The sequence below is a fragment of the Halorubrum sp. CBA1125 genome, from assembly GCF_009742825.1.
In the GTDB taxonomy this organism is placed as follows: Archaea; Halobacteriota; Halobacteria; order Halobacteriales; family Haloferacaceae; genus Halorubrum.
Map to the genome: position 1 here is coordinate 1 of NZ_WPCE01000059.1, position 14,832 is coordinate 14,832.

12 protein-coding genes are annotated in these 14,832 nt (G+C 65.7%); 5 read left to right on the top strand and 7 right to left on the bottom strand.

Going from position 1 to position 14,832, the window contains the following annotated elements; all coding sequences use genetic code 11:
- Positions 1-472: 472 nt before the first annotated feature.
- Positions 473-2,254, top strand: coding sequence for an arginine--tRNA ligase (gene argS, locus GJ633_RS07470; RefSeq protein WP_156588316.1), 1,782 nt, complete (start codon positions 473-475; stop codon positions 2,252-2,254).
- Positions 2,255-2,466: 212 nt separating this feature from the next.
- On the opposite strand, the gene GJ633_RS07475 is transcribed toward argS, so the two are convergent.
- On the bottom strand, positions 2,467-2,691 hold the full coding sequence (locus GJ633_RS07475; RefSeq protein WP_156588317.1) for a hypothetical protein: 225 nt from the start codon (positions 2,689-2,691) through the stop codon (positions 2,467-2,469).
- Between the two features lie 446 nt (positions 2,692-3,137).
- Between GJ633_RS07475 and prf1 the strand changes: the two genes are divergently transcribed.
- Positions 3,138-4,388 carry a peptide chain release factor aRF-1 gene (prf1, locus tag GJ633_RS07480; protein ID WP_156588318.1) on the top strand — a complete coding sequence of 417 codons (1,251 nt, stop codon included), beginning with the start codon at positions 3,138-3,140 and terminating at the stop codon, positions 4,386-4,388.
- Between the two features lie 19 nt (positions 4,389-4,407).
- Here prf1 and GJ633_RS07485 read toward each other — a convergent pair whose 3' ends face one another.
- From GJ633_RS07485 to GJ633_RS07510, 6 genes are all read right to left on the bottom strand, one after another.
- The gene (locus GJ633_RS07485) at positions 4,408-4,845 is read right to left on the bottom strand and encodes a metal-dependent transcriptional regulator (protein WP_321168958.1); all 438 of its coding nucleotides are present in this window, start codon (positions 4,843-4,845) and stop codon (positions 4,408-4,410) included.
- Between the two features lie 61 nt (positions 4,846-4,906).
- Positions 4,907-5,392, bottom strand: a complete 486-nt coding sequence (locus tag GJ633_RS07490; protein ID WP_321168960.1) for a ferritin-like domain-containing protein — start codon at positions 5,390-5,392, stop codon at positions 4,907-4,909.
- Between the two features lie 271 nt (positions 5,393-5,663).
- Positions 5,664-6,896, bottom strand: coding sequence for a Fe-S cluster assembly protein SufD (gene sufD, locus GJ633_RS07495; protein WP_156588319.1), 1,233 nt, complete (start codon positions 6,894-6,896; stop codon positions 5,664-5,666).
- A gap of 1 nt (position 6,897) precedes the next feature.
- Entirely contained in the window at positions 6,898-8,328 is a 1,431-nt protein-coding gene (gene sufB / locus GJ633_RS07500) for a Fe-S cluster assembly protein SufB (RefSeq protein WP_156588320.1), read from the bottom strand.
- 52 nt (positions 8,329-8,380) lie between these two features.
- Positions 8,381-9,298: an ABC transporter ATP-binding protein gene (locus GJ633_RS07505; protein ID WP_156588321.1), complete on the bottom strand. Its 918-nt coding sequence runs from the start codon at positions 9,296-9,298 to the stop codon at positions 8,381-8,383.
- A gap of 134 nt (positions 9,299-9,432) precedes the next feature.
- Positions 9,433-13,557 carry a DNA polymerase domain-containing protein gene (locus GJ633_RS07510; RefSeq protein ID WP_156588322.1) on the bottom strand — a complete coding sequence of 1,375 codons (4,125 nt, stop codon included), beginning with the start codon at positions 13,555-13,557 and terminating at the stop codon, positions 9,433-9,435.
- Positions 13,558-13,658: 101 nt separating this feature from the next.
- Here GJ633_RS07510 and GJ633_RS17100 point away from each other — a divergent pair, with 101 nt between their 5' ends.
- The 3 genes from GJ633_RS17100 (at position 13,659) to GJ633_RS07520 (ending at position 14,795) form a co-directional block, all read left to right on the top strand.
- Entirely contained in the window at positions 13,659-13,832 is a 174-nt protein-coding gene (locus GJ633_RS17100) for a hypothetical protein (RefSeq protein WP_197431282.1), read from the top strand.
- An 84-nt stretch (positions 13,833-13,916) separates the two neighbouring features.
- Positions 13,917-14,291 (top strand): hypothetical protein, encoded by a 375-nt coding sequence (locus GJ633_RS07515; RefSeq protein WP_321168959.1) that lies wholly within the window; start codon positions 13,917-13,919, stop codon positions 14,289-14,291.
- 24 nt (positions 14,292-14,315) lie between these two features.
- Positions 14,316-14,795, top strand: a complete 480-nt coding sequence (locus GJ633_RS07520) for a hypothetical protein (RefSeq protein ID WP_156588323.1) — start codon at positions 14,316-14,318, stop codon at positions 14,793-14,795.
- Positions 14,796-14,832: the final 37 nt, after the last annotated feature.

Below are 14,832 nucleotides of genomic sequence, written 5' to 3' on the forward strand. Positions count from 1 at the left end.
GTGCGGGGTGGAGCGGTACGGGGTGGGACCCAAAGGGGCAGTCGCCGGCGGCTGCCAGAGGCGCGTCGCGCCTCGCTGTCATCAGACGATGTCCGGCTGCCCGTGGCGGTAGCGCCACGCTGTCGCAAGGCGAAGCTCAACGACGCAGCTGAGAGAGGTATCGCATCCGCGAACGGAGTGAGCGGTTCACCGACGGCGAGGCGAACGCCGAGCCGGCGGCTTTTTCCCTCCAGGTTTTTCGAAGAGCGGTTCCCGAAGCGAACGAAGTGAGCGCAGGGAACCCGACGAGAAAAAGGTGGATACGCACTCGCTATCTCACGTGACGCTGCGAGCACACTGTCCACGCAGGTAGTTCGGCGGTGTATCGACACGGTTCGCTCGGGCACTCACGACGGCCACGGGGCTGGACCGCCCGTTCCCGCACCGAGGTCGCTTCGGAAGGGCCTTTTAGCCCGACCGTCGAACGGACGGTATGTTCAGACGGCTCCGGTCGGAGGTCGAGGCGGCGCTCGGTGACGCGCTCGCCGACCTCGGCCTCCCGACCGACGACCTCGGCATCGAGCGCCCGCCCGACGAGATGGACGCGACGCTCGCCTCCAGCGTCGCCTTCCGGCTCGCGGGCGAGGTCGGCGACGCCCCGCCGAACGTCGCGGCGGCGGTCGCGAGCGCGGTCGACATCGCGGCGTACGACTACCTCGCGAGCGTCGACACCGCCGGCCCGTACGTCAACTTCCACGCGAACGAGCGCTACCTCGTCGACACCCTCGACGCGGCCGCCGGCGACGCGGCCTACGGCGCGCTCCCCGACAGGGACACCTCCGTGGTGGTGGAGCACACGAGCGCGAACCCGACCGGCCCGGTCCACGTCGGCCGCGCGCGCAACCCGATCGTCGGCGACGCTGTCGCGAACCTCCTCGCGTACGCCGGCTACGACGTCGACCGCCACTACTACGTCAACGACGCCGGCCGCCAGATGGCGGTGTTCACGTGGGCGTACGAGCGGTTCGACGAGTCGGACCTCGACGCGGCGCCCGCCCGCGACCGCGCCGAGTACGACCTCGTGCGCTACTACCGGAAGGGGAACGCCTACCTCGAGAACGCCGATCCCGACGACGTCGAGGCCGCGGAGGCCGAGATCCAGTCGATCCTCCAGGGATTAGAGGAGGGCGACGAGGCGACCTACGAGCGCGTCGGCGAGGTCGTCAACACGGTCCTCGGCGGGATGAAGGAGTGTCTCGCCCGCCTCCCCGCCGAGTTCGACGAGTTCGTCAAGGAGACGCGGTTCATGCGGGACGGCTCGACCGACGAGATCGCGACGCGGCTCAAGGAGACCGACCACGCCGTCTACGAGGAGGACGCCTGGCAGCTCGAGCTCGACGACCGAGGGATCGAGAAGAACCTCGTGTTCCTGCGGTCGGACGGCACCTCGCTGTACACCACCCGCGACCTGGCACACCACGAGTGGAAGTTCGCGAACTACGACCGCGCCGTGACGGTGCTCGGCGAGGACCACAAGCTCCAGGCCGACCAGCTCGACGCCGCCCTCGAACTGCTCGGCAACGACACCGACCGGCTCGGGCACGTGATCTACTCGTACGTCAACCTCCCCGAGGGGAAGATGTCGACCCGGCGGGGGACGGGCGTGATGCTCGACGACCTCCTCGACGAGGCGATCGACCGCGCCCGCGAGGCGGTCGAGACCCGCATGGACGACCGGATCCGCGACGACGACCTCACCGACGAGGACGTCGAGCGGATCGCCCACCAGGTGGGGATCGGCGCGGTGCGGTACGACATCGTCTCGAAACAGCCCGCGAAGGCGATCACCTTCGAGTGGGACGACGCGCTCGACTTCGAGGGGCAGTCCGCGCCGTTCGTCCAGTACGTCCACGCGCGCTGTTGCGGAATCTTAGACGAGGCCGCCGCCGCGGGGATCGACGTGCCCAAGCCGGGTGATCCGCTCGATGTCGACCCCGCCGCGCTCGAAACCGACGAGGCGCGCGACCTCCTCCACGAAGTCGCCCGGTTCCCGGCCGCGATCGAGTCGGCGGCCGACGACCTGGAGCCGCACACGATCGCGACGTTCACCCGCGAGTTCGCCGACGCCTACAACGCGTTCTACCGGGAGTGTCCGGTCGTCACCGCCGAGGACGACGACCTGCGGGCCGCCCGCGTCGCGCTCGTCGCCGCCGCGAAACACACGATGGCGAACGCGCTCGACGTACTCGGCGTCGAGGCGCCGGAGTCGATGTAGGATCGGAATCGCTACTCGTCTTTTCTCGGCGGCTCGCCCGTAATCCCTCCCGTCACGCCGATCGTCGATCTCGGTCGAGATCGTCACCGTCGACGGTGCGGTCACGGCGTCCGAAGGCCCAGCCGCTCATCTAGTAGCTGTTTGATGGTTTTTACCAGACCGGTTGAGAGCGATTCGACTCGGTGTGTCAGCAACTGCGGTGACGTACACGGTCAATCGTTGAGCAACTGGTCGGCCTCGTACAACAACACAGGGAGGAAAATCATCGCAAGTGTGAGCAGCACGAACTCGAGCAGGAACTCGTTGTATCGATTTGCCGCTACGAGGATCTCCGTCTCACCTCGAATCCACATCGTTCCGAACACTCCCCACAGCACTGTCAGGGACGCGATGGCGGCAGTGAACACGCCAAGCGCGACGAGTCTCGTGAGAGTCATCGACACGTCAATCTCGGTGTGTCAATTCTCCGTAGCGTGTGCATGATGGTTCCAGGTTCCTCATTTTACTCGACAGTCAGGCCCTACCGCTGTCGCATATCGGTTGATTTTCGTCGACGACGACGGTCTCCGAGGCAATCGACGCAGTGGCTTGAGATCCGCCGCAACGACCGACTACGGTGTCCGAGGTTGCCATCTCTCCACCTGGGTACACTCCCCAGCGGAGCATAGTTAGTCGCGCCTTACAGCTGGAAAAATCGAGGCGAAGATCAACGGCTTTAGACGATACGGTCTCTGACGAATAGGGTTCAACCGAGCCTGAATCGTCGTCGCTCCGGTGCACTTATTGCGAATACCGGCGCGATCAACCGTCCGCGTGGCGCGCTTCCGTCGCTCTGGCGGGCAGGTCAAAGCTTACTTACACGCACGCGACCGTATTCTGGACAATGAGTAGCGACGCACAGGAGGCGAGCGAGGACCGGCGGAAGTACGAGTTCCGCAAGGTTATCGAGGAGCTCAAAGACTACGAGGGCTCCGGCACCCAGCTCGTCACCATCTACATCCCCGAGGACAGGCAGATCTCCGACGTGGTGGCACACGTCACCCAGGAACACAGCGAGGCGTCCAACATCAAGTCCAAACAGACCCGGACGAACGTCCAAGACGCGCTGACCTCGATCAAGGACCGCCTGCGGTACTACGACACCTACCCCCCCGACAACGGGATGGTGATCTTCTCCGGCGCCATCGACGCCGGCGGCGGCCAGACCGACATGGTCACCAAGACGCTGGAGTCGCCGCCACAGTCCGTCGAGTCGTTCCGATACCACTGCGACTCGGCGTTCCTCACCGAGCCGCTCGAACACATGCTGGAAGACTCCGGGCTGTTCGGGCTCATCGTCTTGGACCGCCGCGAGGCCAACGTCGGGTGGCTCCGCGGGAAGCGCGTCGAGCCGGTCAAGTCCGCCTCCTCGCTCGTCCCCGGCAAACAGCGCAAGGGGGGTCAGTCCGCCCAGCGGTTCGCCCGGCTCCGTCTGGAGGCCATCGACAACTTCTACCAGGAGGTCGCGGAGATGGCCAACGAGCTGTTCGTCGACAAGCGCCACGAGCTCGACGGCATCCTGGTCGGCGGCCCCTCGCCGACGAAAGACGAGTTCCTCGACGGCGACTACCTCCACCACGAGCTGCAGGACAAGGTGCTCGGCAAGTTCGACGTGGCGTACACCGACGAATCAGGCCTCTACGACCTCGTCGACGCCGGCCAGGAGGCGCTGGCGGACCAGGAGATCGTCGAGGACAAACGGAACATGGAGGAGTTCTTCGAGAAGCTCCACACCGGCGAGGAGGCCACCTACGGCTTCGAGCAGACCCGCCGGAACCTGATCATGGGCTCCGTCGACCGGCTGCTCATCTCCGAGGACCTCCGCTCGGACGTCGTCGTCTACGAGTGTCCGAACGGGCACGAGGAGTACGAGGTGGTCGACGCCCGCCACTCGACGCCGGACCACGAGTGCGCGGAGTGCGGCGAGGACGCCGCGGCCGAGGAGCGCGAGGACGTCATCGAACACCTGATGTCGATCGCCGAACAGCGCGGCACGGAGACCAAGTTCATCTCCACCGACTTCGAGAAGGGTGAGCAGCTGCTCGACGCGTTCGGCGGCGTCGCCGGCATTCTGCGGTACTCGACGGGCGTGTAAGTCCGTCTCGTCTCTCTTTTCAGTCCTGCTCGACCGGCGCCGCCGCGACTTCCAGACACGCGCAGGCGTCCGCTTCGGGGTCGAAGCAGTCCGGACACTCCGGCTCCCGGTCGATGATCGTGTCCAGCCGCTCGGCGACGGTGTCGTCGATCACCGCCTCCAGCTCGCGCGCCTCTCCCCGGAAGTCCTCGACTGCGAGGACGTTCGCGAGGAACCGCTCGATGATGCAGTACGTCTGGAGCGCGTTCCGCGCCTGGATGATCCCGTCGTCGGTGAGCGTGACGCCTTTGTACTTCTCGTGTTCGGCCAGCCCGCGGCCCTCCAGCTTGCCGATCATCTCGTTTGCGCTCGCCGGGCTGACGCCGAGGGCGTCGGCGATCGACCCCGTCGAGGCGGGACCGTCCTCCTGCTGCTGTACGACGTATATCGTCTTGAGGTACTGGTCTGCGGTGTTCACGGCTTCCCTCCGTCGGCGCTCGTCGTCCTCATCGTCGTTCGCGTCGGTTCGGTGCTCCCGTTCATCGTCGCTCCATGACCTCCGTGACCTCGCTGACGCCGTCGGCCTCGTCCTCGCGGATCGCCTCTAGCGTCTCCAGAAGCTCCTCGCGGTCGATGGAGAACTCGGCGTCGGACCCCTCTATCGCTTCGATGAGATCGTCGTAGAACTTGTAGGCGGTCTCTTCGTTACACAGCTGGTCGTACAACACGCCGTCGAAGTCCTCCGGTCGGGTCCGCCCGTACCGGGCGTCCACGAGCGACTCGATCTCGTCGAACGGGACGCTGTCGACGCCGAGTCCCTCGATGAGCGACTCGAGCTGCTCGCGGTGGCCGGCGGACTCCTCGGCGGCGTCCGCGAGCAGGGTCTCGATCTCCGCGTCCAGTTCGGCGTCGAGGCTCTGGTAGTGATGGTGCGCCCGTGCCTCGACGACCTCCTCTAACACGATCCCGATCTGCAACAGCCGGGCGAGCTGGTCGTCGGAGGCGATCCGCTGGCTCACGCTCACGGCGACCACCCGCTGCCGTCCGATACGCCCGTTCGCATGTTCCCACCTCGGGCGTAGTCCGACTTAAGGGGTTCCCCTCTCGGCGGGGTTCGCGCCGCCGGACGCCCGAACGGTGTTCGTGCGGCGTGTCGAGACGGGAGGATATCGCGGGGAGCGATCCGACCGTCCGAGAAGACGTTCCGACGAAACAGACACACGGTCCGAGAAGACGTCCCCATCGAAAAGCCGCACCGACCGAAAAGCAGAATCGCCTGTACCGCAGATACCACCGCTACTGGAGGCGCTCTAAGACGAGATCCTCGACGTCCTCGCGGAACTCGTCGACCGCGATCTCCTCTAAGACGGGCACGAAGAACCCTTCCACGAGCATGTTCCGCGCCGTCCGCGACTCGATCCCGCGGCTCTCTAAGTAGAACAGGTCCTCGGCGTCGACCTGCCCCACCGTCGCGGAGTGGGATGCCTCCGTGTCGTGGTTGTGGATGATCAGCTTCGGCGACGCGTCGGCCTCGGCGTCGTCCGAGAGCATCAGCGTGTTCTCGCGCTGGTAGCTGGAGGTGTTCCACGCGTCCTCGCCGACGTCCTGGACGCCCTCGTAGACGGAGCGGGCGACGTCGTCGAGCACGCCGCGCGTGACGAGGTCGGCCGTCGTCTGCTCGGCTTTGTGCCAGACGCGGGCGTTGATGTCGTAGTGCTGGTCGTCGGTGCCGAAGAACGTCCCGACGATCTGGGTCTCGGAGCCGTCGCCGCTGAGCTCGGTCTCGACGTCGGAGCGGGTGAGCTTCGACCCGAAGTTGCTCTCGATCCAGTCGACCGTCGCGTACGTGTCGGTCACGCCGCGCTTCAGCGAGTAGGCGTACGTGTCGTCGTCGAGGTTCTGGAGCGATCCGAACTGGACGTTCGCGTTCTCGCCCGCGACGATCTCGACGAGGTTCGAGAAGTACCGGTCGCCGTCGATCTTCGACCCGGCGGCCTCACTCCCCTCTCCCGACTCGATCGCTTCGAGGATCGTCACCGACGACGACTCCTCGGCGACGACGAGCGTCTGGCTGAACAGCGAACGGGAGTTCATCTCCGCGCGGACGGTCACGTCCTCGACGTCGACGCCCGCGGGGACGTACACGAACGTCCCGGTGGTAAAGAGCGCGACCGACAGCGCCGTGAGGTAGTTGTGCTCGGGGTCGAGCACGGACCCGAAGTTCGCCTCGATCACGTCGCCGTACTCGTCGAACGCCTCCGTGAACGGGAGGACGACGACCTCGTCGTCGCCCGCGTCGCGCTCGGTCTCGTCAGACTGATTCAGCGGGTCGACGAGCGACTCGAAGTCGAGCGACTCGAGGTCGGTCCAGCGCCGGCCGGGCGTCTGGATCACGTCGGGCAGCGCCGCCGTCTCCAACGCGTCTAGCGCGCTCAGACGGGCCTGCAGGAGCCACTCGGGCTCGTCGCGTTCGTCGGCGATGCGTCGTACCGTGTCCTCCGAGAGGCTCTCGATTGCTTGCGTGCTCATGTTATCCGAGCGAACCCTCCATCTCGAGCTCGACGAGCCGGTTCAGCTCGACGGCGTACTCGATCGGCAGTTCCTCCGTGATGGGCTCGATGAAGCCCGAGACGATCATCTGTTTGGCGTCGTCGTCGTCGAGACCGCGCGACTGCAGGTAGAAGATGTCCTCGTCGCCGATCTTCCCGACGGTGGCCTCGTGGGCGACGTCGACCTTCGACTCGTTGATCTCCATGTACGGCATCGTGTCGGAGGTCGACTCGTTGTCGAACATCAACGCGTCACACTCCACGGCGGTCGAGGAGTTCTCGGCGCCGTCGGCGATGTGGACGAGCCCGCGGTAGTTGGTGCGGCCGCCGTCCTTCGCGATCGACTTGGACTCGATCGTGGATTTGGTCTCCGGCGCGTTGTGGTACACCTTCGCGCCGGTGTCGATGTCCTGGCCCTCGCCCGCGAAGGCGATGGTGATGTGGTTGTCGCTCGCGCCGCGGCCCTTCAGGATCGTCGAGGGGTACAGCATCGTCGCTTTCGACCCCATCGACCCCGATATCCACTCCATGCGGCCGCCCTTCTCGGCGATGGCGCGCTTGGTGTTCAGGTTGTACGTGTTCTTCGACCAGTTTTGCACCGTGGAGTACTGGACGTGCGCGTCCTCGCCGACGAACACCTCGACGCCGCCGGAGTGGAGGTTGAACGCGGAGTACTTCGGCGCCGAACAGCCCTCGATGTAGTGGACCTCGGAGCCCTCCTCGGCGATGATGAGCGTGTGCTCGAACTGGCCCATCCCCTCGGAGTTCATCCGAAAGTACGCCTGCACCGGCATGTCGACGGTGGTGTTCTCGGGGACGTAGACGAACGAGCCGCCCGACCAGATGGCGCCGTGGAGCGCCGCGAACTTGTTGTCGCTCGGGGGAACGCACTTCGTCATGAAATGCTCGCGGACGAGCTCCTCGTGCTCTTGGACGGCCTCGTCCATGTTACAGAAGATGACGCCCTTCTCCTCCCACCGCTCCTGCATGTTCTGGTAGACGACTTCCGACTCGTACTGGGCGCCGACGCCGGAGAGCGCGTTCTTTTCCGCCTCCGGGATGCCCAGCTTGTCGAAGGTGTCTTTGATCTCGTCCGGGAGTTCGGTCCAGTCGTCGACGCCGGCACGGACGTCGACGTCCGGCCGGATGTACGGGATAATCTCGTCGACGTCGACCTCGCTCAGGTCCGGCTGTCCCGGCCAGTCGGTCGGCATCGGCATCTCCTGGAACTGCTCGAGCGCGCGCAGGCGGCGCTCAAGCATCCACTCCGGTTCGTCTTTGTCCTCAGAGATGACGCGGACCGTCTCCTCCGTGAGGCCCTTCTCGGTCTTGAAAGCGGACTTCTCCTCTTTCTTGAACTCGAAGCGGGCCTCGGTGTCCGTCTCTTTGAGTTCGTCCTGTTGTGAGCTCATGGTGTATTGTTACGGGTTCCGGCGTTTAGGTGTGTTGCGTGACCATTTTCAGTTACGCCGTCTCGAAGGCGTCCTCGCGGACCCAGTCGTACCCCTCGTCTTCCAGCTTCTCGGCGAGCTCCGCGCCGCCGCTTTTGACGACCTCGCCGTCGAGCATCACGTGGACGCGGTCGGGCTCGACGTAGTCTAAGATTCGCTGGTAGTGAGTGATCTGGAGGATCCCGGTTCCCTGCTCGTCGCGGAGCGCGTTGATCCCCTTCGAGACGTCCTGCAGGCGGTCGATGTCGAGCCCCGAGTCGATCTCGTCGAGCACGGCGATGCTCGGCTCCAACATCGCGGCCTGGAGGACCTCGTTCTGCTTTTTCTCCCCGCCGGAGAAGCCGGCGTTGAGGTACCGCTGCATGAACTTCTCGTCCATGTCGAGCAGCTCCATCTTCTCTTTCAGGAGCGACTGGAACTCCGCGACGCCGATCTCGCCGTCGTCCGCGGGGCCCTCCATCGGCGAGGTGTCGTAGCCCGCGTCCTCGTCGTCGGTCTCCGACTCGTCCGCCTCGTCTTCGAACAGCTCCTCGCGCTCCTCGGCTCTCGCGTTGAGCGCCTGGCGGAGGAAGTTCGTCATGGTGACGCCCTCGATCTCCGCGGGGTACTGGAAGCCCAGGAAGATGCCGAGCGCGGCGCGCTCGTTGGGTTCGAGCTCCAACAGCTCCCAGCTGTAGTCCTCCTCGTCGAGGTCGGCGTCGATGTCGGCGACGTCGGCGTCGTCGAGGTGGAGCGTTACCGACCCCTCGGTCACTTCGTACGCCGGGTGGCCGGCGATGACCTTCGCCAACGTCGACTTCCCGGAGCCGTTCGGGCCCATCAGCGCGTGGATGTCCCCGGACTCCACGGTCAGGTCGACCCCGCGGAGAATCCGTTCACCGTCCTCTTCGGCCACTCGTGCCCGAAGGCCGTTGATCTCGAGAGTTGCCATTGTAATCTCGTTCCTCGTGGCCGTATAGTGGCGGCTCGCGGGGTTAATGCTTACGAACTTCCCCGTCAAAAATCGCGGATCGATCAAGAATTTTTCCGACGATCGAACTCTGGTTTCTCCCTGTGTCTTTCGAGTTACATGAACGAGCCGAGACCGGTCTGCTGTTGGCCGGTCTTGACCTCCTCCCACGACATCCCGAGCGCCTCGATGACGCGCGCGATCGGACCTTTCAGCGTCTTGTCCAGCATCTTCTCCCAGTCGACCTCGAACTCCGCGGGTACCTGGTCGGCGTACTCGAAGCAGATCACGTCGGGGTCGCGTTTGAACTCGCCGTACAGCGGGTCCCGCTGCGGATCGAACCCCCTCTCGTCTTCCATCCGCTCCCAGAAATCGGGGTGGACCTTCTTCAGGTAGAGCCGCTTCGGCTTCGAGCCGCTGCCGAAGTTGGTGCCCAGCAGGCGGTTGGCGTACTTCGCGCCGCGGACCTGTGCCGTCGGCGTCTCGTAGGCGTCGAGCTTCTTGCCGATCCCGCCGGGGATGCCGATCTCCTCGAGGTCGACCTCGCCGTCGAGCACGCGGGCGATCTCGTCGGCGAGGTACGCCTTCACCTCCTCCATGTCCTCGTCGATGTCGTCGCCGGTGACGATCGTCTCGATGACGCGCTGTTGGACCCGCTTCGTGATTTGAGCGATGTCCGACCGCTTGTACTCGAAGCCGGTGATGTCGATGTCGTCGACGTCTTTTCCCTCCTTCCAGACGATGTGGCCCGCGTACCGCTTCTTCTTGCCAGCCTGGAAGAACCGCCGGTAGAGCTTCTCGAACTCGATCTCGAAGCGGTGCTCGTCGGCGTTCAGCTCCTCGCGCGCAAAGTCGTCGTACCGGTCGTTGATGTGCTCCTGGATGTCGAAGGAGGTCTCGATCGCCTCTTCTTTCGACAGATCTCCGAGTGAAAGCATGACGCTGTCGGTGTTGTGAAGCACCACGCCACCGACGCCGTCCACGAAGTTCTCGTTGTCGGCGACGCTGAGGTCGTACACGTAGCCGTCGTAATCCACCTCATCGACGATCGGATCGCGCCCGCTGCGATAGAAGTCACACGTCCGAATCGTGTAGCTGTCCTTAGCATCTCGGTACTTGAGCGAGTGCTTTCTCCCGCGCTGGGTAAGCAGCATCGACAGGCCGGCAGCGAGCTCTCGACTCGTCGTTTCGAAGTCAAAGTTGCGCTCGGCGTACTCCTCGGAATATCGGGGGAACTCGCGCGATCCGTCGCCCTCGACGAGCACCTCGACGAAGAGCCGCCGTAATTCGTCTGGGAGGTTGAACACGAACCCGGGAACCCGCTTTCCGCACGACGTCTGTCCGGCGAACTCGCGGAAGAAGACCGCCGACAGCTCGTTCATCATCTGGAGCTTGTGGGTGGTGTCGTCGTACGTGACGGACCGCTCCCCGTTCCCGGTGTCGTACGACACAGTGCGCTCCGGTGCCGTGTCGGACGCGACGAGACCTGCGGTCGCTCCCTCAAACAGTCGATCGTAGTCCTCCCGGAGACCCTCCAACCACTCCTCGCGCGACTCGGCGATACTCGCACCGAACTTTCCATCGGCCGTTTCAACCGTCGAGGCGCTCCCTTCTGTCACGTACGCCGCGAGCAACCGGATGAGCGATCGCCCCTCTTCCGAGCGGAGATCGATGTGTCGGCGCACCTTGACCCCCTTCTCGATGGCGTCGTGGTGCTCGTGCCCGAACCAGACCCACTCATCGTCCGCGTGAACGCGTTTGGTCTTGGAAACGGCGTTCTCGCTCCCGACGCTTCGGCCGTCCTCGTACTCTCGAACGTAGCCGTTCAACACCTCGTACACGTCGACCGTCTCGACGGTGTCCACCTCCGGGAGACCCGGGACTCGAAGCGGCTCCTCGACATCTCCGGGAGCTGCCTCGACGAGCTCGCCACCGTCGTCGACGACGTAGGAGTGGTCCCGCGTCGTCGTCGATTCGCCGAACTTGTGTTGGAGGTTGACCACCGGCTTGTCCGTCTCGTGCCGTATCGCCTGCTCTATCGGCTTCCACTCCGGCTTCTCGTCGACAGAGAGTGACAGCGCCTCCCACCCCGGAAGCCGTCTTCTGTCCTTTCCGAGAGTACTCGACGCAACCGGTCCCCCATCGGCGGTGACGACGACCTTCCCGGCCTCGTCCGGCGCGGCTCGCTCGAAGAGACGTTCGATGGGAAGGATTCGAACGATCCCGTTCGGATCTCGGACGACTACCGGCCGGTCACCGGTGACGCTGTCCCCGTACGTAACTTTCCGGTCTAGTTCCTCAGTTACGTCGGCGGTGAACGCGATCACCTCGCGGTTGGTCGAGGTGACGCCGGCACTCATTTCGCGGTCGTACAGGCGGAATCGATCCCATCCGAAAACGCCGTACAGACTGTTCATCAAGACCTTGACAGCTCCTTGCTGTCGGTCGTACTGCTCGTACGCCTCGGTTCCGGGGTCGTGCTCGTTCCGGAGCGCCTTCTTCTCCTCGCGCTCGTCGAGCAGTTCGTTCACCATCTCCCGGATGATGCCGTCCGGCTCCTTCCGGAAGTGAACGCCCGTCGGGGTTCGATAGGTGTCGCCGTCGTACTCGTCGGGGTCTACCTTCGTCTCCGGCGACGCGTTGATCGTCACCATCGACATGGGGTATAACGACTTCAAGTCGAGCACGCTCACCATCTCGCGGACCCCCGAAATCGGGTCGAACACCGCACCGCCCTCGAACTCCTCGGCCTCCTGTTGCCCCTTCGAGGGGAGCGCGAAGTTGCCGTACGCCATGTGGAGCACGTACATGTCGACCGCGTCGCCCGGCGTCGTGGCGTCCTCCAGCTTGCAGCCGACGATCTTCCGGGCGTCGTCCCAGAAGGCGATCACGTCCTGCGTGCGGTCGATCTCGACGCACAGCTCCACGTCGCGGATGCTGTACTCCAGGAGGCGCTCGGGGTCCTGCTCCCAGAGGTCGCCGATGTCGCCGGCGTACCGCTCCTTGCCGACGCCGAGTTCGCGTTCGCCGACCGCGTCGAGCCGGTACGACTCCAGTTCCGTGAACATCGTGCGCTTGTAGGCGTACAACAGGTCGAAGACGACGCGGCCCTTGATGTCCGGGCCGCCCCAGCCGGAGCGCCACACCTCGTCGATCCGGGAGAGCCGGTCGACCGAGAGGTCGTACCGGCTCCCGTCGTCGAGCGCCTCCATGCGATCGAGGAGGTACGGCGCATCGAAGTCCTCGAAGTTCCACCCCGTCAACACGTCCGGGTCGGTCTCGTCGAGGTAGTCGACGAACGCGTCGAGCATCGCGCCCTCCTCGGCGAAGGTGCGGACCTCGAACTCGAGCGTGGCGTCGTCGTCTCCCTCTCCGTCGTCCCAATCGTCGCCCGCCACGATCCCCTCGTAGTCGGGGAGGTCATCGGGAGGCGGGATCTCGGCTTCGGGCGCGTCGTACAGCCAGACGACGTACTCGTCGTCGAAGGAGTCGTGGCTCGTGAGACAGATGATCGGCTCCTCGCCGTCCTCGGGGAAGCCGCGCCGGTCGTCGACCTCGATGTCGAAGGTGTTCACGCGGAGGTCGGCGTCGACCGTGGCGGGTTCGAGGTGTCCCTCGTGGACCTGGATCGTCCCGTCCTCGTCCTCGAGCCGGCGCTCCTCGACGCGGATCCCGCCCTTCAGTCCGTTGTCGATCAGGAAGCGGTTCGGGAAGAGGATGTCCGCCTCGAACGTCGTCTCGAAGTCCTCGCGGATGTTGCCCACGTCGCGGGGCGTTCGGGTGACGATCCGGGTGAGCGGCTCGCCGCGGATGCTCTCGTACGGCTCTCCCTCCGGGTTCTCCTCGCGCGTGCCGATCACCACGTCGTACTCCTCGACCGGGTCGCCGTCGAGCTCGTCCGTGGGGACGTAGAAGTACGGCTCGACGCCCAGCACGCGGAGGTGTTCGACGACGTCGTCGCCGTCGGCGATCGGCCGGCGCCCGAACACGTGGACGACCGGGTACTCGTCGCTGCCGTATCCCTCGACGGCGTAGTCGATCTGGGTGATCATCAGCTCGACGGTCCCGGTCGATTCCGGAAACTTCGCGTCGTCGACGTCGACGACGTCACTGACGTGGCCGCGTCCGCCGCCGGCGACGACCGCCGCCTCTCGGGCGGCGAGATCCTCGCGGTCCGCGCCGTCGGCGTCGCCGTCCGTCCCGCCGGACGAGGCGAAATCAGAGAGCCCCGACTGAGTCATACGCACGCTTCGGCGCACCCGGCTAAAAAGCCCGGCTTTCGGGTGCGGCGAACGCTCCCGCCACGGAAAGGCATTTAATGTGGCATGACCTACCACGGTTCATGACCCCGACCCCACGTTCGGAGTCCGGCGAGTCTCGTCCGGTCGGTCCAGCCGCGGCCGACGCCGAGGTAGAGGCGTACGAGGACGACGGGAACGTGGTGCTCTTCGACGCCACGAACCCGCTCGCGTGGGTCGAGGCGAGCCGAACGGTCCAGCTCACCGACGCGCTCTGACGCGCGCCGGCTCCCCGCTTCCGCCCGAGGTCGGCGCGTCCACCGACGGAACCCCTTTTCCCGCCGTGGCACGTACCCTCCCGCGTGTTTCCCTTCGACGAGGACGACGAGGGCGAGGTCTCCGTCGGCGAGCGCTCCGACGCCGAGCGCGAGCTGACGCCGGAGATCCCCCAGGCGCCCTCGGTGAAGCGGTTCGACGACGACGGGAACTTCTCTGGCGCGAGCGACCTCGATCGCCGGACGCTTCGGGCGTTCGTCGCGGCCGTGATCTACGCGAACGCCGCGCTCCTCCTCGTCGCGCTCGGCCCGATGGTGTGGTACTTCGAGGGGTGGTCGCGGATCGGCCCGGTCCTGCTGGTCGTCGGGGTCCTCGCGGGCGTCCGGACGTACCAGACGTACCGCGCGTGGGACCGGTCGCGCGACGAGCGGGCGGACGCCGATCCCCCGGAAGGGTCATAACCGGCCGCCCGCTGTCTTTCAGGCATGCAGACGGTTCGTGACGCGGACGGCGAGACGCACCTCCTCGTGAAGCGCTCCGCCGAGTCGAGCCGCGTCCGGGACCCCGTCACCGGCGAGGAGCGCTACGTCGACAACGGCGACCTGACGGTCGTCGAGGGGGAGTCGCCGCTCGCGACCGCGGCGTCCGGCGTCCCGGCGCCGGTGCGGCGCGTCCTCCGGGCGGTCCACGACGACCGGTCGCTCGGGCTGCTCGCGGTGCTCGTGGACTCGGGACCGACCCCGGTGACCGACTTGCTCGACGCGACGGACCTGTGTGAGTCCGACCTCCACGGGACGGTGACGGAGTTCCGGGCGGCCGGGCTCGTCGCGGAGGCGGACGTGGACGGCCGTCGCGGCTACGAGGCGACCGACGTCGCGGTCGAGGCGATCGGGCTGTTGCGGGGCGATCGCTCGACAGACGGGGCGTCGAGCGAGTCGCGGCCCGTCGGCGATGGCGGCGCGTGACGCCGACGCGCCTCGATCCTCCCCAGCCTCGGCGGAC